Annotated in this window: 10 protein-coding genes; 4 read left to right on the forward strand and 6 right to left on the reverse strand. The window is 34.3% G+C overall.

Going from position 1 to position 19,436, the window contains the following annotated elements; all coding sequences use genetic code 11:
* Together P2W65_RS24035 and P2W65_RS24040 are read right to left on the reverse strand one after the other, a co-directional pair.
* A complete protein-coding gene (locus P2W65_RS24035; RefSeq protein WP_289662106.1) occupies window positions 1–2,691 on the reverse strand; it encodes a PAS domain-containing sensor histidine kinase in 2,691 nt (896 codons plus the stop codon).
* Between the two features lie 228 nt (window positions 2,692–2,919).
* On the reverse strand, window positions 2,920–3,699 hold the full coding sequence (locus tag P2W65_RS24040) for a polysaccharide deacetylase family protein (RefSeq protein ID WP_289662108.1): 780 nt from the start codon (window positions 3,697–3,699) through the stop codon (window positions 2,920–2,922).
* Window positions 3,700–3,887: 188 nt separating this feature from the next.
* Between P2W65_RS24040 and P2W65_RS24045 the strand changes: the two genes are divergently transcribed.
* The 4 genes from P2W65_RS24045 to P2W65_RS24060 all read left to right on the forward strand — a co-directional run bounded on the left by P2W65_RS24045 (window position 3,888) and on the right by P2W65_RS24060 (window position 10,618).
* The gene (locus P2W65_RS24045) at window positions 3,888–4,805 is read left to right on the forward strand and encodes a bestrophin family protein (protein ID WP_289662111.1); all 918 of its coding nucleotides are present in this window, start codon (window positions 3,888–3,890) and stop codon (window positions 4,803–4,805) included.
* 35 nt (window positions 4,806–4,840) lie between these two features.
* On the forward strand, window positions 4,841–5,539 hold the full coding sequence (locus tag P2W65_RS24050; RefSeq protein ID WP_289662114.1) for a response regulator transcription factor: 699 nt from the start codon (window positions 4,841–4,843) through the stop codon (window positions 5,537–5,539).
* Entirely contained in the window at window positions 5,523–6,890 is a 1,368-nt protein-coding gene (locus P2W65_RS24055) for an ATP-binding protein (protein WP_289662116.1), read from the forward strand. The genes P2W65_RS24050 and P2W65_RS24055 overlap by 17 nt, the downstream gene beginning before the upstream one ends.
* Window positions 6,891–7,402: 512 nt before the next feature.
* On the forward strand, window positions 7,403–10,618 hold the full coding sequence (locus P2W65_RS24060) for a TonB-dependent receptor (protein WP_289662119.1): 3,216 nt from the start codon (window positions 7,403–7,405) through the stop codon (window positions 10,616–10,618).
* 255 nt (window positions 10,619–10,873) lie between these two features.
* Here the strand turns inward: P2W65_RS24060 and P2W65_RS24065 are convergent, their stop codons facing one another.
* From P2W65_RS24065 to P2W65_RS24080, 4 genes are all read right to left on the reverse strand, one after another.
* Complete coding sequence (locus tag P2W65_RS24065) at window positions 10,874–11,944, reverse strand: glycoside hydrolase family protein (protein ID WP_289662121.1); 1,071 nt, start codon at window positions 11,942–11,944, stop codon at window positions 10,874–10,876.
* A gap of 189 nt (window positions 11,945–12,133) precedes the next feature.
* Complete coding sequence (locus P2W65_RS24070; RefSeq protein ID WP_289662124.1) at window positions 12,134–13,669, reverse strand: RagB/SusD family nutrient uptake outer membrane protein; 1,536 nt, start codon at window positions 13,667–13,669, stop codon at window positions 12,134–12,136.
* Between the two features lie 8 nt (window positions 13,670–13,677).
* Window positions 13,678–16,821, reverse strand: coding sequence for a SusC/RagA family TonB-linked outer membrane protein (locus P2W65_RS24075; RefSeq protein ID WP_289662126.1), 3,144 nt, complete (start codon window positions 16,819–16,821; stop codon window positions 13,678–13,680).
* Between the two features lie 709 nt (window positions 16,822–17,530).
* Window positions 17,531–19,348, reverse strand: a complete 1,818-nt coding sequence (locus tag P2W65_RS24080; protein ID WP_289662128.1) for an alkaline phosphatase — start codon at window positions 19,346–19,348, stop codon at window positions 17,531–17,533.
* Between the last annotated feature and the right edge of the window lie 88 nt (window positions 19,349–19,436).

Consider the following 19,436-nt stretch of genomic DNA (forward strand, 5'->3'; position numbering starts at 1 on the left):
TTAAATTCCATTATCTTGTTGCTTTAAAGGAAGCTTTATTGTAAACACCGCTCCTGCATAAGGTCTCCCAACCGCTGTAATACTTCCTCCGTGCCGCTCCACTATTTTTTTACAAAGTGACAATCCTAAACCTGTTCCTTCGTAAACATCTTTAGAGTTAAGTCTTGTAAAAGTTTCGAAAATTTGTGCAGACTGCTCATTTTCAAAACCAATTCCATTATCCTCAACCGTCATTAGGGCAATCACTTTTTGATTCTCCATGATTATTTTTGAGGATATTATAATCTTAGGCGGTACTCCATTTTTAGCAAATTTAATAGAATTATTAATCAAATTATAAAAAAGCTGGTACAACAATACCAAAGCTCCTTCTAGCTTTGGCAAGTCATTATAATGAATCTCTCCTTTTGTATTCTGCAAAGAGACTTCTAAATCACTTTCGATATTTTTTAAAACATCATTAAGATCCACCAATGTAGCCTTTTGTAAATTGGCATTAATCTTAGAATACATTAAAACCCCATCGATCATGTTAAACATACGATCTGCTGCAACATGAATTCTTCCAATAAATCTTGCCGCCGACTCATCTAGTTTATCTTCCAGATGTTCTTCCAATCTGCTGGTAAACGTTTTTATCTTTCGCACCGGTTCTTTTAAATCATGAGAAGCTACATGGGCAAACTGTTGCAAATCTTCATTAGATCGCTGTAACTCTTTGGTTCTATCGGCAACGAGACTTTCTAATTTTTCGGTAATTGTTTTTTGTTCGTGTATGTCTGTACAAGTTCCAAACCATCTTACAATAACTCCCGTTTTATCGCGTATTGGAACGGCTTTACTTAAAAACCAGCGATACAGCCCTGTATTTTTATTTTCTAATCGAAATTCTAACTGATAACTGCTGCCACCTTGTACGCTTATGTACCACGCTTCGAGTACTGGCAATACATCATCACGATGGAGCATTGGAACCCAGCTTTCATCTCCAAATTTTTCTTCTTCCAATCCAGTATATTCATACCAACGCTTATTGTAATAATCCACATAACCATCTGGTTTTGCTGTCCAAATTACTTGTGGCACCAAATCTGCCAGCTGACGAAATTTTTCTTCACTGTCTTTAATAATTTGCTGTACCTCTTTTTGAGAAGAAATATCGCCCGCAGCACCAAACCACTCAATAATATTATTTTGATCATCTAATATTGGTATTGCTCTCGAAAATGTCCAGCCCAAAGTTCCATCTGGTTTTAAAGCCCGATGTTCCATCTCAAATATTTTTTTATCTGCAATGGCATCTGCAATAAGTCTTAAAGCTTTTTCCTGATCTTCAATATAGATGAATTTATCTATCCAGTTAAAAACAACATCTCCTTCATCAGAGAGCAAATCAATTCCTTCCAGATTACGCATTACCGTCCAATCAGCATTCATTCGAAAAACAAAATCCGAGGAAGCATTTACCAAAACACGGAAACGGTTTTCACTTTCTTCCATTTTTTTACGCGCTACAACCTGCTCGGTAACATCAACGGCCACTTGAATCATTCCGGTTATTTTTCCATCTTCAATCAACGGACGATAAGCCAAATTATAATAATAGTCGCGCATTACTCCTGTTCTGTTATGCTGTACCAGAACTTCGCTTTGATCAAAAGGAGTTCCTTCATTATACACATTTTGAACCTGAGTCCAAACATACTGTCCTTTCAATTCAGGCAAAACATCAATCAAAGGCATTCCGATAATTTCTTCTCCACGCCCAATCATAGCGAGCATATGTTTATTGATTTGTTTTATAACCAAATCATCGCCCATTAAAATTAAAGTCGGCGAAGGAGTTTGATCGATCATTGATTTTAAAGTCGCTTCGCTTTCTTCTACTTTTTTGCTTGCCAAAAGCTGTTTTTCTTCTGCCTGTTTTATTTCTGTAATATCACGAGTAGTTCCGGCAATTGCTTCTACTTCACCTTCTTCGTTAAAAACAGGGGCAAAAATATAATCGTAAACTCTCCTTCCTAGTTCAGCATGCGGAAAAGACACCGTTCCCCTGATTATTTTTTTAGAAGCGACTACTTCATCGATTTCTCTTTCATGCATTGCTGCATGCCATTCTTCATATCCGTTATCTCTCAAACCTTTTCCAATAGCATCTTCAGCAGATTTCCCCCACATGGTGAGTAAAGCCTTGTTTGCATAAGTAAATTTATAAGAAAGGTCAAAAACATATACCAAATCTGGAGTTGTATTGGTAATGGAATGATAAAATCGAGTTTGTTTTTCAGCAGTTTCCAAAGCACTTTTCAGCGCTATCTCTGTCTTTTTTCTTTTGGTTAAATTTTCTGTAGTAACAATCAATAATTCTCCTTGTTTTACAAGTGTAAATCTGTACCAATATTTTAAACCGTTGATGGTGTATCTGCATTCAAAATCTGATGCGATACCGGTTGATGCTGTATGAATAAATTTTTCCAGAATGCCATTTTCTTTTATCCCTGGAAAAACTTCGCTATAAAGTCTGCCTTTATAGTTTAAATCGTTTACCTGCTTTGATGCTGCAGAGTTTAAAAACAATATCGAAAAATCTGTAATCTCTTGATTATCATATACAGATTGAATTACGGCAATGCCATTGGCTGTTGAGTCAAAAATAGTCTGAAATAAATTTTGATTCTCTGTTAACTCCATTGTTCCGCTTACTGTATAAAAAAGTACCGTTAGTTTTTAAATTGCCCAGTCAAACACCGCTAAATTTGATTTTGAATTGTCTTTTCAGCTAGTGAAAAAGAGATGCTCACTGCCTTTTGTAAAAGCTAATATAATTAATTTTATTACATGTAATAAATTATTTGCAAACGTATTCAATGCTACTTTTGAATTCTATTTCTAAGCAAAAATTAATGAAAATTAAATCTGTCATTTTTTAGGAAGTAAATCATCTAAATCTGACAAAGTATAAAACTTAAGATCATTAAGCTTCATATAACGGCAGACAAATTCTAAAGTTTCAATTTTTGTTTGATAATTTTCAGTTACTTCTTTAACTGGTTTATGACTGCATAGAATTAAAATTTTGTTGTGTTTTTTAGCATAATCCAGTAATTCTAAAAGATACGGAATACTAAAATGAATATGACTGTTATCAATATCAAAAGCAAAGACAATTTTTGAATTATTAAAATAACTGTCTTGCTTTTCTGGAAGTTCACCTCCAAAAGCTCTTCCTCGAATAATTTTAAAATCTGGAGATAGCGCTTTATCCAGTTCATCAGATCTTTCTCCGTAAGGATAAGCAAAAGAAGTTACATTGAAACCTTTCTTTTTCATCGAAACAATCATAGGATTTATTTCTTGTTGCATGTAAGCATCTATTCCGTTTTGCTGCACAAATTTTACGGCGTTGTAATGATGATAACCATGGCCCGCAATTTCGTGCCCGTACTTTTGCATTTCGAGAAGCTTTTTAATTTCAGGAGCTCCAATAGAATCTATTCTGCAGACATTAAAAGTAGCTCTCCAATTATACTTTTTCAAAGCATTATCAGCTTCAGCCCATTCATCGACATAAGCATCATCAAAAGATAAAATTACACCTGCTTTGTATGGCTTTGGTTCCGGTTTTTCTTTTTTGGTTTCACAGGAAAAAAAAGTTAAGAACATTAAAAACAACATTGCTCTCATAAAAAATATCTTCATAAAGTGCTTGAATTAAAATGAAACTTCGATTGTGCTTTTATAGAATAGTATTTCTCAAATATAAAACTTTTTGAACTCTTTTACTTACTCTTTTTCAATTATCAAAAACAAATATTACTGCTGTTTTTATACTCCAAAATTCTATACTTTTAATTACTTTTATAGTATTAAAATTCTTTACTCATCCAATGATAATCAAGAAAAAAACGAATTGGTTCAAAATGCTTTTTGAGTGGAATGGCTCTGTTTTACCACAATTACTTCCAAGACTTCTTTTATTACTGCTGTTTTCTCTTTCGGTGGTTTATTTTAAATCTTTTTTATTAGAACATAATCTGCATATCAATCCGGCCGCTTTTACTTTATTTGGAATAACGCTTGCCATATTTCTTGGTTTTAGAAACAATGTAAGTTATGATCGTTTTTGGGAAGGAAGGAAACTTTGGGGCGCACTTCTCAATGATACCCGTTCCCTTGCCAGACAAAGCATTTCTCTTATTAATGATAAAGAATATGAAACGAAACGTGATGAATTTATCGATCTCCTAATCGCTTTTGTTTACAGCCTAAAACATCAATTGAGACATACCAATGCTGAAGAAGATTTGAAACGATTGCTTGAAAATGAATTTGCTGAAAGTCTAAAAGAAGTTCGCTACAAACCAATCATCATTTTAAGAGAACTCGGAAATTGGATCAAAAAAGCAAAAGCAGACGGTAAAATTGACAGCGTTACCCAATTGGCTTTTGAAGAAAATCTGAACAAACTTTCGGATATTGTAGGTGGATGCGAACGAATTGCCAGCACTCCTATTCCTTATACTTATAGTGTATTATTGCACCGCACCGTTTACATTTATTGTTTTATGCTTCCATTTGGATTTGTCGAAACATTGGGCTGGATTACTCCTTTCATAATTGTATTTATTGCCTATACTTTTGTTGCGCTTGAAGCTATTGCTGATGAATTGGAAGATCCTTTTGGCATGCAACCCAATGACCTTGCTTTAGATACGATGGCTGAAATGATCGAAAATACACTGCTGGAATTAAACGGTAAAAAAATTAATCCGTTAAAGACAAATAGTGATTATTATATTACCTAAAATTGCATAGTTTTATTTAGCAACACTATTCATCCATGAATAAAGTACTATTAGTTGAAGATGACCCAAGAGTGGCTTCTTTCATTTTAAGAGGTTTGGAAGAACATCTTTATCAGGTAAAAACCGTTTCTAAAGGATACGACGCGATTAATGCTGTCACAGAAAATGATTTTGACATTATCATTCTTGACATTATGCTTCCAGATATTACGGGTTTTGAAGTCTGCGAGGTTTTAAGAAGCAGAAAAATAATAGTACCGATACTTATTTTGAGTGCTCTCGATACGCCTCAAGAAAAAATTAAAGGACTACAGGCTGGAGCCGATGATTATTTGGCTAAACCTTTTTTATTTGAAGAACTCTTGGCTCGAATTAACGCACAGCTGCGCCGAGCCGAATTTAGTGCGGGAATTTTAGATTTTCAATCTTATGCGGGAATTGAAATCAATATGAAAGAGCAGAGTGCTTCTAGAGATGGGAAAGAATTAAATCTTTCCTCAAGAGAACTTAAACTTTTGATTTTCTTTATGAAAAACCGTGAAAAAGCGCTATCAAGAATAGCAATAGCCGAGGCGGTTTGGAATCTAGACTTAGACATGAATACCAATACTGTAGATGTTTATATAAATTACTTAAGAAATAAAGTGGACAAGAATTTTACTGAACCGCTTATTCATACTGTAAAAGGAACTGGGTATATGCTAAAAAAGAAGTCCCATGAATCTCAAGAATAAACTAGCTGTAAATTCTACAATACTCTTTGCTTTTATTGTCGGACTTCTTCTGATTGGATCTTTTTTGCTTTTTAAAAACCACCGAAAAGATCTTTATTACGAAAGACTGGAAGACAGCGCCTTAATAACAGCCTTTTTCTATTTTGAAAAAGATGAGATTACTAAAATGGATAGTGTTAGTTATGAAGAAATAGAAACTCAGTATAATAAAATAACAAACCAGTCCATCAGAATCTACAATGCAAAAAGTAAAAAAGTGTATTTGCATGATGATGTACCCATTAAATTAGGTGATCATGAATTGAAGGCTATTTCGAAAGACCGAATATTACATTTCACTGTAGATAACCGTCAATTTACTGGGCTTTATTACAAAGACAACCAAGGTGATTTTATTATTGTTGTCTCTGGAATTGATGATGTGGGAAACCAGCAGCTCGAAAGGCTGGCTATTGTATTTATACTTTTTTATATAGTTGGAATTGTACTCAATTATCTTTTGGGAAGATTTTTGTCCAGACAGACTTTCAGGCCTTTTGAAGATGTTATCTCAAAAGTAAACACTATTACAACAGAAAATCTGCATTCGAGGCTCGAATTGCCTACAGCCAGCGGAAAAGATGAAATAAAGGAATTGATTACCACCTTTAATTATCTTTTAGAAAGACTGGAAAACGGTGTGAGCATGCAGAAAAATTTTCTTAAAAATGCTTCTCATGAACTAAAAACACCGCTTACTATTATTATCGGTGATATTGAAGTTGCTTTACAACATTCGAGAACAAACGAACAATATGAAGAAGTACTAAAATCCCTTAGAAAAGATACACTTCATTTAAAATACACATTAGACGGATTATTGATTCTGTCTGGACTGGAACTTTCAGAACCGCATCAAATGGAAAACATTCGCATTGATGAAATTTTATGGAGTATACTGGAAAAGAAAGCCATAGAATATCCGACAGTCAAAATAGCGCTTAATCTGGATGCGATTATAAATAATGAAGATTTATTAACTGTGCATGCCAACAGACACATGATTTTTATTGCACTTTATAATATTATAGACAACGCCATTAAGTTTTCATTTCCTTTACCAGTTAACGTAATTGCATTAGAAGAAAACGGAAAACTTCTTTTAAAAATTACAGATCAGGGTTCGGGAATTGATCAGAAAGATATCGAATCTATTTTCGATTTGTTTTTTAGAAGTGATCGCACAAGACATATTCAAGGTCAAGGATTAGGGCTTTTTATTACCATGCAGATTTTGAAGCGTCACAACATAACTTTAACTGTAGATTCTGAACTAGAAAAAGGCACTGTTTTTTCTCTTCTGTTTCCCTAAATTTCTGCATAAAAATTTATGACTATCCGTTACTTGTACTAATTTTAAAAATAGCACGCGGATGATACTGATTCGCTAACGCGAAGACACGGATTAAGACGGATTTTTTATTAATCTGCATAAAATCCGTTTTAATCCGCGTTTTTACGAAGTAAATCCGTTTTATCTGTGTCATTAATTTGCTTTAGTAAATTATGAGTCTTTTTAGCAGATAGTCATATAAAAATTAATGCTTTTTTATTCTTCTAAAATTCTATTTTTTAAGTTTGGTAACATTTGCATAATACTCTAATCTATCTCTAATCTACTTTAAATCTAAGTCTAATCCCCTATTTTATGGGCTTTAGCACAAACCTATTGATTTTAAAGGGATAGCCGTTTTTTTATCAAATAACATCTTGTTTATCTTAAGTTAACAAAGAATTGTTTTTTGATTTTACGTTAACATTAGCCTTAAATCGAATCGAAGTAAAGGGATTTTATTTGTCGTGAAATAAAAACTAATAAACAACATGACAAAACTAAGACTCTTTTTTACGGCTCTGATGCTCCTTACAATAGGAAACATTTTTGCCCAAATTACAACCTCATCTTTATCCGCCAGAGTTAATGATGGTACAAGCCCTCTTACAGGTGCTGAAGTAACCTTGACACATTTGCCTACAAATGCCGTTTACAAAGCTACAACAGACAAACAAGGACGCTTTAGCTTCGAAAACTTAAATGCAGGCGGGCCTTACGAATTAGAAATTAAAAGTTCTGGAACCAAAGATTATTCTAATGCTCAAATTCATTTAGCTTTAGGAGACAATGATTTACCAACTATTGTAGTTGGAAAAGCTGACAATAATGTTTTGGAAGAAGTAGTTATAACAGGTTCTAAACCTTCTTCTAAAAACAATGGTACCAATATTAGCGAAAAACAAGTAAATGGTCTTCCGTTAATCAACAGAGGAATTCAGGATGTTACGAAATTAGTGCCTCAAAGTTCCAACAACTCTTTTGCTGGAACTAACTTCAGATACAATAACGTAACAATTGACGGTTCTATTAATAATGATGCTATTGGTTTCAGTCCGTCTTTAGGAGGTCAATCTGGAACTTCTGGAATGCCAGGAAGCAGTACGCGTTCTAACTCTATCAGTTTAGATGCGATTCAAGATATTCAAGTTTACATTGCTCCTTATGATATTAAATTAGGAAACTTTTTAGGAGGAAGCGTAAATGCTGTAACAAGAAGCGGTACAAACACTGTAACAGGATCTATTTACAGTTACGGAAGAAGTGCAGCAATTACCGGCCCTAACAATGCTGGTGACGGATCAAAAATGCCAAGTGCTTTTGGTGATTACCAAGTTGGTTTTAGAGTAGGACTTCCAATTGTAAAAGACAAATTATTCTTCTTTACCAATATGGAATATGCAGAAAGAACAGACCCTATTTTTTATAATGCAGGACAAACTAATTCAGATGGAAAATTAACTTCATTATTGGATAATGCTACCGCTGAACAAATTTCAAACTTTGTTAAAACAAACTACGGTTTTGATCCAGGAACGTATGGTGCTTACAATAACTTTTCTAAAAGCCAGAAATTCTTCAATAAGTTAGATTGGAAAATTAACGAAAAACACTCTATTTCATTAAGAAACAATACAGTTATTTCTCAAGCAACAAACCTAGAGCGCGACGCGGCAAACTTTAGATTTTCTGGAATGGATTTTACTCAGAAAAACCAAGCAATCAGTACGGTTTTAGAATTAAAAAGTCATTTCAACAGCCAATGGTCAAACTCATTCATAGCAAGTTATTCTGCAATTAAAGATTACCGTGATCCGAAATCAAGCAATATTATGTTCCCACAGACAGAAATTGGTTATAATGGAGGAATTATTTTCTTAGGAAACGATCGTGAAGCTACTGTTTTCAACATGAAACAAAACACGACTGAAATTACAGACAACCTTACTTATAAAACAGGAAATCATACTTTATTGTTTGGTACTCACAACGAATTCTACGATATCAACTACGGATTTGTAAATGCACTTAACGGAAGAATCTCTTATAAATCTCTTGCCGATTTCTACAACAAACTACCAACTCGTGTACGTGGAACTTATCCGTTTGATGGTTCTTCAAGAGATGAAATTTTCAATAATCCTTATGCACAATTTAACGTAAACCTTTACAGTGCTTATGTTCAGGATGAAATTAGAATTGGAAGCAAATTAAAAGTAACTCCAGGTGTGAGAGTAGATTATACCGATATGCCGACTAAACCAAAATTAAGCCAGCAGGTTCAAAACTCTCCAGCAGATCCAAATTATGGGACAACGTATACTTATACGCCTTTAAGCCAAATCAAAAACAATTTCTTTGGTTCAGCTTTAGTTTCTCCAAGAATCGGATTTACTTATAATGTTGACGAAGACAAAACATTAGTTTTAAGAGGTGGTTCTGGAGTATTCACAGGTAGAGTTCCTTTTGCATGGTTAGGATATGCTTACTACAATGATGGTGTAGGTTACGGAAGTTATGACAAAAACAATTTAACTGCGGCTCAAGTTGCAGCAGCTGGAGATCCTTTAGCTCCAAATGGATTAAACGGATACCACGATGCAACTCCAAAAGTTCAGGCTGATTTAATTGACAACAAATTCAAAATGCCAGCTGTTTTAAGAAACTCACTTGCAATAGACAAAATAATCAACGGATATAAATTTACTACTGAAGGAATGTACACTAAAGTAATCCGTGATTTAGAATTCCAGCAAGTAAATAAGACAGATAATCCAACTTATTTCTCTTACGACACCAATCATCAGATGCCGATTTATGCTGCTAATATCAATGCCGCTTTTTCAAATGCTTATTTGTTGTCTAATACGAATAAAGGATACCGTTACAGCATAACAGAAATGATTTCTAAAACATACGATTTTGGTTTAAACTTTATGGTAGCTTATACTTACGGAGATTCTAAAGACGTAACTAATGGAATTCGTAACTCTATGGAAAGTAACTTCCAAATGAACCAATCGTTAACTCCGAATGATCCTCAATTGGCAACTTCAAACTTCAACATCAAACACAGAATTGTTTCTAATGTTGGATATGCTGTAAAATTGGCTGAAAACAACACTTTCTCTGCTAACGTATATTTTAATGCACAATCTGGAAATCCATTCTCTTGGGGATTTGTAAACTCTACAATTGCCGGAACAGGACAAGCAGCAGGATTAGCTTATATCTTTAAAGATGCAGCAGAAGCAGCAAAATATATTGGGGTAAGTGCTGCAGGAGTTCCTTCAGCAACAGCTGCACAGCAAGTGGCAGATTACGAAGCATTCATTAACGGAAATGACTATTTAAAAAGCAGAAGAGGAACATTCACGCAAAGAAATGGTGATACAACTCCATGGAACATTCAAGCTGACTTAAAATTAATGGACGAAATTAAAATAACCAAAGTAGGTACTTTCCAAATTTCATTCAGCATGGCCAATATCGGAAACCTTATCAACAAAGATTGGGGAAGAAGCTATTTTGTTCCAAACACTTATAATTCAACAGCAAGTATTGGTTTAACTAAATCTGGAAACTTAGGCGGTGTTGCAACAGGCGATCCAACTTACACTTTCCAAAAACCAACTTCTACACCTTATACAATAGATCAGTTAGCTTCAAGATTCCAAGGACAGCTTGGCTTAAGATACTCGTTCTAAAGATAGTTTGTGTTTATTTTTTGATTATCTCCCAGTTATCCTTTAAATAGCTGGGAGATTTTTCATTTTAAATAGTTTTAATTTAAATACATGCACTATTTAACCTACAAGGTTTTGAAAACCTTGCAGGAAAACTCAATGAACTTAAAAAATCAAATTCTAAAAACAATAAAAAAAACACAATTCTATTTCTAAAATTGAAGTTTTTAAACTTCCATTATTTTTACCTTTAATTATCGACTTCTAAATTTGTTTTTACTTAATTTTAAAAATAAAAGCCGAAGAGGTTTCATATTTTCCTCCTTGCGAAGCTGTAAATAAATAAGTTGCTTTTCCTTTCTGAAACAAAAGCTGAGGGCGTTCTGCACGTCCATAACGATTTAAATGTTTGGGCGCTTCAGGCTGTTTGATGTATTTATTTAATGGCTGATAAGAAACCTGAGGATCGTTCCAGTGAATCCCATCATCAGAATCCATATACAAACCATAGTCCATACCGAAAACTCCCATATCTCTAGCCAGCATTTTAAATTTTTTATTCTCATACCAAACAAAAGCATCTTCGCATTGTTTATTATCTCCAAGTTTAGAAAAGTCAATTACTGGGTTTTTCTCATATTTAACGTAAGGTCCTGTTAATGATTTTGATACTGCAAGTCCATATTTTCTATTTCCTTTTATGGGAAATTTTGGATGCTCATAATTCTCAGTATCCAATGATTTATAATACAGCCAATATTCTCCATTTGGATGTTTTAAAAAAGACGGATTTGTAGTCAGCAGATCATCCCATTCATCCTTTTCTCCTGGAAGCAATAAAGGCTGATCTGGTCTTTCCCAAGGACCATAAAGCGAATCTGAAATGGCTAAACCTATACGTTTGGTGTTCATTTTTCCATTGGAATTTCCCATAAAAAAAAGTGCATATTTGCCATCTACGAAATGAATACTAGGATTATGGCATGTTGTTGCATCCCAAAAGCCTTCGCCTCTTGGCGCTAAAATAGTACTCACATATTCGTAAGGCCCTTTTGGTTGATCTGCAACTGCGTGAGCTATTTCAGAACCATTGATCCAGCCGCTCATTGATTTTGATTTTTTCCATCTGGAAAAAAACACATGAATTTTCCCATCAGGCCCTTCAATAGGACTGTTGCACCAAACGTAATAATCCTCAAATTCCAAAGCACGTCCAATTGGTTTAAGCTTTTTCTCGAAATCTGAAAGTTTGAGACCTTCCAAAAAATTAAAGGCTTTCGCCGAAAACGGAATACATAATCCTATTACAGCAAGAGAATTCCCAATTATAAATTGTCTTCTATCCATTTGATTTTTAATTTAAAGTTTCCCAACAGATTAAGACTTTCAAAAGAATTATTTTTAATTTCGTTCATTCTGTTATGTTTGAGAAACGTGTATTTTCTTGTTCATTTAATCGCGAAAATGAAAAAAAGCTGTCTGAAAAGACAGCTTCCTTCAAAAAATAAATAATAAAAATTTTGGGGCAAAAATTTATTAATCGTAGCCAGGATTTTGTTTATAAAGCCCTGGAACTGCAAGTAATTCCTGAAGCGGTATTGGATATAACAATGAATTATTATCAATAGTCCTGATTTTGTTTTCAGTATCTTCAGCAATTCTCCAAGCATTCATAATAGTGACTGCTTTTCCAGATCTGATTAAATCGAACCATCTTGTGCCTTCTGCAAAAAATTCTTTTCTTCTTTCATCAAACAATTGGTCTAAAGTAATATTTACAGCATTTGCAGGAAGACCTGCTCTTGTTCTCACTTTGTTCACGATATCGTCAACTTCAGCCTGAGAACCGCCTCCGCCATGCAAGGTACATTCTGCCATCAGCATTAAAACATCAGTATAACGGGTTACCATAAAATCAACTCCCCAATCCTCACGACCATTTCCGTATCTTGATGCATCAATGTACTTTTTGAAAACCGGAAGCGTATAACTTCCTTTATAGGTACCTGACGCTACTGTATAACTTGTCGCAATTCCAGCAATTTTTCTTTTATCTGTCGCAGCAAACATATTCATAAAACCTGTAGAGATAGGGCGAGCCTCTAAAGCTCCCTGCGCTGACAAGTTTAACGAAGCAAAATAAGGTTCGTAACCTAATTCTACCATAAAATTTCCTCCAACCGAAGTCGAAATATTTTGCGTATATGGAATTGTTAATACATTTTCTTTATTAGCATTTCCTTCTGTTTTAAAGATCGGTTCGTAATCAGTGCCTAATGCATATAAACCACTTAACTTAATATCGTTTAACTCTTTATACGCTTTATCCCATTCGTTTAATCCCAACATAGCACCATCAATTCCATAAGTTGGACTTGAACGGGTCATATATACTAATGCTAATAAAGCTTTTGCTCCATATTTTGTTACTCTTCCGTAATTAGCATTATCATAGGACGGACTCAAATCTGGAATAGCCAGCTGCAAATCTGAAATAATCAAATCGTACACTTTTGTGACTTCAGTTCTTGGTATTTTGGATGCTTCCTGGGCGGTCACTGTTTTATCAATTAACGACACAGGCCCAAACCATCTTAACAAATCAAAATAACAAAATGCTCTTAAAAAACGAGCTTCAGCTACCATAGAAGCTTTATCTGCTGGCACGGTAAAAATAGCATCCCCTTTTTCATTTATTTTTTCCAGCAACTGATTCGCTTTATAGATTGCGTTATAGTTTGCCATATAGGCCTCTTTCACATAAGTGCTGGAACTAATAGAGGTATAAAAACTATTAATTCCTTCCCAGTCTCTTGAAGCCGTAGTAGTCGCCATTAAATTATCAGATCGCGTTTCGCTTAAATTCATCAATCTGTTTGCATAACCATATGCTGATAAACCATGAAAAGCTACAGAATATGTGGCATTTCTTGCCTGAACAAAATCACCAGGAGTAAGGTAAAAATTTTCAATTGTTCCCTGTGACAATGGCAGCTGTGTCAGTTCCTCTGTGCAGGATGACTGTGACATTAATAGTAAAACACCTGCCGCTATAAATATATATTTTTTCATTTTTCTGCTTAATTAAAATTAATATTAAGTCCTATAACTAAAGATTTTGCCAGTGGAGCTCCACCATAATCCGCTGGAACAGCAAAATCACTGCTTGAACTTGCCGAAGTATTTACTGCTTCTGGATTAAAACCAACTTTGTACTTGTTCCAGTAGAACCAGTTTTCGCCTGTTACATACAATCTCGCGTTGTCAATTCTTGAAATTCCTTTTAAAGCTTGTCTTAAATTGTATCCGATAGAAATACTTCTGATGGAAATATAATCTGATGGATACAGCCAGTCAGAATTGGCCTGATATCCAAAAGAAGTTCTCCAATTTCCTCGTACAGCTGGATCGACATTTAGAGAGTTTTCTACAGATCCCATTCCAGTACGATCGATTGCACGTCCTGTTAATCCGTACACTGTACCTCCATTTTGTCCCTGTACCAAAACACTTAGATCAATATCTTTATACTTAAAATTATTAGTAATTCCCCACGTATATTTTGGAGTTGGATTTCCTAAATCTACACGATCCTCAGAATTGATTTTTTTATCTCCGTTCTGATCAACATATCTTGGATCTCCCAGCACCAGTTTATTTCCTCCAATGGTAGTACCGCCGGCATCAATATCTGCCTGGGTTACAACACCATTTTGTTTTAGTCCAAAAATCGTATACATAGGTTTTCCAACTTCTAATTTTATGAAAGGAATCCCTCCGTCAAAAGCATTACTAATTTCAATTTTATTTTGATCAGGCCCTAAAGCCAAAACTTTGTTCTCATTATGACTAATATTGGCCGAAGTTCTCCACTCAAAACTTGGTGTTTTAACGTTTAATGAGTTCAACTCAAATTCCCATCCTTGATTTTGTACTTCTCCAATATTAGTTTGGAATGTTGGGAATCCAGAATTACTAGGAATTGGAACTCGCAATAATAATTCATTATTATTTTTTCTGTACATTTCGAAGGTTCCGGTAAGTCTGTTTTTTATTATTCCGAAATCCAATCCAAAATCCACACTTTTTGATTCTTCCCAATGCAAAGAAGGATTTGGGATAGAAGTTGCTCCCTGCCCTACAGCCGTTGCTCCTCCAATAGAATAGTAGAATTGGCCAAGAGTTGCATATTGAGCATAACTTCCGATATTATTGCTTCCGTTTATACCAGTACTGAAGCGTAATTTAAATTCCGTCAACCAATCTACATTTTGTAAAAATGCTTCTTGCTTTACTCTCCAACCTAATGAAAGAGAAGAGAAAGTTCCCCATCTTCTGTCTAAACCAAATTTAGAAGAACCATCACGTCTAACACTGGCTGCCAAAATATATTTTTCTTTGTAATTGTATTGAAGACGAGAAAAATAAGAAAGCAGTGTATTCTTTTCTGCTGTAGTTGATCCAATTGATCCTGCAGGCAATGTTTCAATACTTGAACTGCTGTAAAGCGCTCCTGAAGACATTGTTGATTTGGTAATTTCATACGAGTTGAAAGATTCTCCCAAAAGCACATTGATAGAATGATTACCAAAAGTTTTATCGAAAGTCAAAGTATTTTCATTTACGATATTTTGTCTTCTGTAGGTATTGTAAGCTCCTCTAATGCTTGCAAGGACATCATTTGGAGTATAACTTTCATTTACGTTGTCTGAGTTATCAAAGTTGATAGTGCTTTTTAAATTAAAGTTTTTTGCAAACTGATAACTCGCGTATCCAGAAATTAAATTTCTGTACATAGAATTTCTTCCCGTTCTTGCCAAAGCATTCAGCATATTTGTGGTACTACTTCCCCAAGCATAGCGCGTGGTGTATTTCTCTCCTTTAGCATTTGAAGCACTTTCAAAAACAGGAGTTGCTGTAAGCGCTTTAAAAAGAGTATTATCTTTTCCTTCTACTCCGGGATCGTTTTTAATAGAATATGATGGCGCTAAATTGATTCCCATTTTAAAGTTCTCTGATAATTTAACATCAACATTGGCTCTTGCCGAAAAAAGAGAATAATCAGTTCCCACAATGTATCCTGTGTTTTTTTGATAGTTTGCAGAAACATAATAGTTTACAGCATCTGTAGCACCTGAAGCGGTCAACTGATAATTACTGAACTCTCCTGTACGGAAGACTTTGTCCTGCCAGTCTATATAATCTAATCCAGGATGTCCTGGCATATCCCATCTATCATCATACAAATAGGTAAAATATCTTGTGTTGGCTGTAGTAAGAGGGGTTGTCGGGTTAACAGCATTGTAAGCTGCTATTCTCTGAGCTGTGGTCTGACTTGCCGAAGCTCCAGCAATTCCTGAACCAACCCATTGTGAATCAATCATTGTTTTGGCGCGTTTAATCCATCCTTCGGCGGTCAGCATATCAACTCTGTTCGCTTCTTTATTAACGCCTCCGTAAGTATTGAACGTAAATTTAGGTTTCCCTTTTTTTCCTTTTTTTGTGGTAATGATCACTACACCATTAGAAGCACGGGATCCATAAATCGCAGCTGCGGCAGCATCTTTTAAAACTTCGATCGAAGCCACATCATTTGGATTCATATTGTCTAACGGACTTCCGTTTGAAAATCCTCCATTGCTGTTAGAGCCTTCGGTGTAAATTGGAAATCCATCAATCACATACAAAGGTTCATTTCCTGCTGTAATAGAACCTGCTCCACGAATTTCAATACTAAAAGGCTGTCCCGGCAAACCAGTTGTCTGCTTCACTCGCACACCTGCCACCTGTCCAATTAAACCTTGATCGATTCTCGAAATAGGACGTTCTGTAAAACTTTCGGTTTTTATTCCAGAGATCGCACCGCTGGTCAGTTTTTTCTTTTGCGTTCCGTAACCAATTACAACAACTTCGTTTAGGTTTGCGCTTTCTGCTTCAAGGGAAATATTATAAGTAGAAGCCTCGCCAATTTTGATTTCCTGCTTGACAAATCCCACAAATGAAAAAATTAATGTTTCACCTGATGCAGCAACAATACTGTATTTCCCATCAAAATCAGTACTGGCAGATCTGTTCGTTCCTTTGACAATAACATTGACTCCTGGTATCGAAAGTTTGGCAGGATCGCTCACTGTTCCTGTAATCTTTTTTTCTTGTGAATAGCCGGTCGTGCCAAGCAGCACAAATAGCGCTGTCACAAGCAAAAATCTAAGCTTGTTTTTCATAAAAAGTTCAATTTGGTTAGTTAATTAGTTACAACCAAATTTATCCAGAAGCGACCCTCACAGTGTCCTGTAGTATCCTGTTATATTTCAATGAATTACAAAATCAATTAGGTTTATTTTAACACAAAAAACGCACAACTAATTGATTTACAAGTTATAATTGACTACAAAATTCGCAATTATATTATCAAAAAAAATATAAAATTATTTTTCATCATTTCTTATTTATTTACATAAAAAATTAAAATATTATCATATTTAACAAGCAAAATAGAAATTTTTCCCTTTTAAAAAATATTTTTTAAAGTAGACTCTTAAGAGTTTAATATTTAAAGATTTTTCTTGTAATTTTATATTAGTTCGAAAACTTAAATGGTACTTTTTTTCTTCAATTTATCAGAAGAAAAATAATCTTTAACTAAAACTTTTAAACAGCAAAAAAATAATGAAAGAAGTTTAATTTTTATTTTTTACTGTTTCATTAATTTTAAGATTATCAATCCATTTTTCACAGGAAGAAAATGCTTCTTAAAAGTCAAAATTTACAAAATACAAAGTCATTATGTGTTAGTTGGCTGAGGATCAAAATTGCTTTAGACAAATGCAATCAAAAAAAGAATTTCATTTATTTTCACAAGTAAATTAAAAACAATAAAAAAACCGCAATTCTATTTTTAAAATTGCGGTTTTTACTAATTCAAATACAATATTATTTTGTCGAAAGCAATTCCATTATCTTATAATAAATTGCTGTGTTTTGATATACTCCCATAAATTTATCAGCTCCAGGCCCGTAAGCAAAAACAGGAACCGGAATTGAAGTATGATCGTTTGTACTAAAGCTTCCGTGAACATATCCCTTTTCGATGCTTCCATCAATTAGAGATAATCCGCCTGTTTCGTGATCGGCAGTTACAATTAAAAGTGTTTCAGGATTTTTGTCTACAAATTCCATTGCCTGTCCAACCAATTTATCAAAATCAAGCATTTCGCGAACTACATATTCAACGTCAGTCTGATGTCCTCCGTAATCAATCTGTGCCCCCTCGGCCATAATGAAAAACGGATTTTTTGTTTTTGAAAAAGTGCTAGTAGCTTTCGCTAAAGATTGGGTTAAAAAATCTCCTCTTCCATTTTTCATCGAAACCACTGCAGCATCTTCCAAAACAACAAATCGGTTATTTTTGATGGTATCTAAACTTGCGAATTTATCCGAAAATGTATAGCCTTTTTCTTTTAAAACTTTAGATAAATCTTTACCGTCTTTTCGAGCTGTAAATGCTTTTTGGCCTCCACCAATTAAAATATCAGAAGGATTTGCCAAGAAATCATTTGCAATAGGTTCGCTTAAACTTCTTTCCGGCTGATGTGCATAAAACGCAGCTGGAGTAGCATCTGTAATATCTCCAGCTGAAATAATGGCTGTTTTATAGTTTCTCTTAACTAATTGTTCTGTAAGCGATGTAAGTGTTTTTCCTTTTTCATCTACACTTATAAAGCGATTATTGGTTTTATGTCCTGTTGCCATTGCAGATCCTCCAGCAGCCGAATCAGTAATATAGCTATCAAATGAATTTGTAATAGAAAATCCTTGAGTTGAAATATTAAAAAGGTTCAATTGCCCTTTATTTGCCGTGTAACCCGAATAGATTTGCGTTAATCCCATTCCGTCTCCAATTAAAAGAATTACATTTTTTGGACGTTTGCTTTTAAAAGAATTTTTAGGAATATAAGCTTCATGAAATTCTGTATTTTGATAAAATGTAGTTTTAATGCTATTGATAAACTGTGTCAATTCAGCAACTTTATCAGTTCCAATAAAATCAACTTTTAGGTTCATCAAAGTCATGTACGTATTCACATTATCCTGCGTTGCCCAGAAACGGATCTTCTTATTTTGATCATGCACTTTTTTGATAGTAGCTTGGATTTTTTCAGAATCGGGCTGTGTCAAAGCACCTTTACCATTCCAAACCGTAATTTCATGTAAATCTTCACTGATCATTTCAACTCTAGCTAATTGATCCGCAGTATAATTTTCGTTTAATCTTCCATCAAAATAAATAAAATTCGGATACGTTGTCCAAAGAGAGGGCAAAGGTCTGTTTCCTGAAATGACCACTTTAATATTTTTATTCGAAATGATATCTGGGTACATTTTTAACTGCTGTGCAATCATTTTTAAAGTCGAATCAGCATCCGACTTAATATCAATCATTAAAATCAAAGGTTTATTACTTGGATACGCTTTTCCTTCCAAAGTTTTTAATTTATTGGAAAGCGGTTCCAAATACATGCTTTTTAGAGTGTTGTAAGAAGCAATTTCTTTTGAAGTATGCGCCACAAACAACTCATTATTCACTAAAAAAACATCGGCTTCAATAACACCAGTTTCATTAGAGTAAGCACCATAAAATGGCAGTTTGCTTTCGTAATCATTATGTGAATGAATATTAGAAGAGCTGTATTCCTGTGCTTGTGTGGTTAAGAAAAATTGAAGGCAAAAAAGGGTGATTATTTTTTTCATGGAAAATAAATTAAATATCAAAAAGGCGTAGGTTCCTTTTTGGTATGTTCTAAAAACAAAAAAGGTTTTAATAATTTTTTACAGCCGC

The sequence above is a fragment of the Flavobacterium panacagri genome, from assembly GCF_030378165.1.
GTDB classification, from domain to species: Bacteria; Bacteroidota; Bacteroidia; order Flavobacteriales; family Flavobacteriaceae; genus Flavobacterium; species Flavobacterium panacagri.

Excerpts from the sequence above, each read along its gene's own strand:
- P2W65_RS24035 (WP_289662106.1), bottom strand. The coding sequence starts at position 2,691 with ATGGAGTTAACAGAGAATCAAAATTTATTTCAGACTATTTTTGACTCA.
- P2W65_RS24040 (WP_289662108.1), bottom strand. The coding sequence starts at position 3,699 with ATGAAGATATTTTTTATGAGAGCAATGTTGTTTTTAATGTTCTTAACT.
- P2W65_RS24045 (WP_289662111.1), top strand. The coding sequence starts at position 3,888 with ATGATAATCAAGAAAAAAACGAATTGGTTCAAAATGCTTTTTGAGTGG.
- P2W65_RS24050 (WP_289662114.1), top strand. The coding sequence starts at position 4,841 with ATGAATAAAGTACTATTAGTTGAAGATGACCCAAGAGTGGCTTCTTTC.
- P2W65_RS24055 (WP_289662116.1), top strand. The coding sequence starts at position 5,523 with ATGAATCTCAAGAATAAACTAGCTGTAAATTCTACAATACTCTTTGCT.
- P2W65_RS24060 (WP_289662119.1), top strand. The coding sequence starts at position 7,403 with ATGACAAAACTAAGACTCTTTTTTACGGCTCTGATGCTCCTTACAATA.
- P2W65_RS24065 (WP_289662121.1), bottom strand. The coding sequence starts at position 11,944 with ATGGATAGAAGACAATTTATAATTGGGAATTCTCTTGCTGTAATAGGA.
- P2W65_RS24070 (WP_289662124.1), bottom strand. The coding sequence starts at position 13,669 with ATGAAAAAATATATATTTATAGCGGCAGGTGTTTTACTATTAATGTCA.
- P2W65_RS24075 (WP_289662126.1), bottom strand. The coding sequence starts at position 16,821 with ATGAAAAACAAGCTTAGATTTTTGCTTGTGACAGCGCTATTTGTGCTG.
- P2W65_RS24080 (WP_289662128.1), bottom strand. The coding sequence starts at position 19,348 with ATGAAAAAAATAATCACCCTTTTTTGCCTTCAATTTTTCTTAACCACA.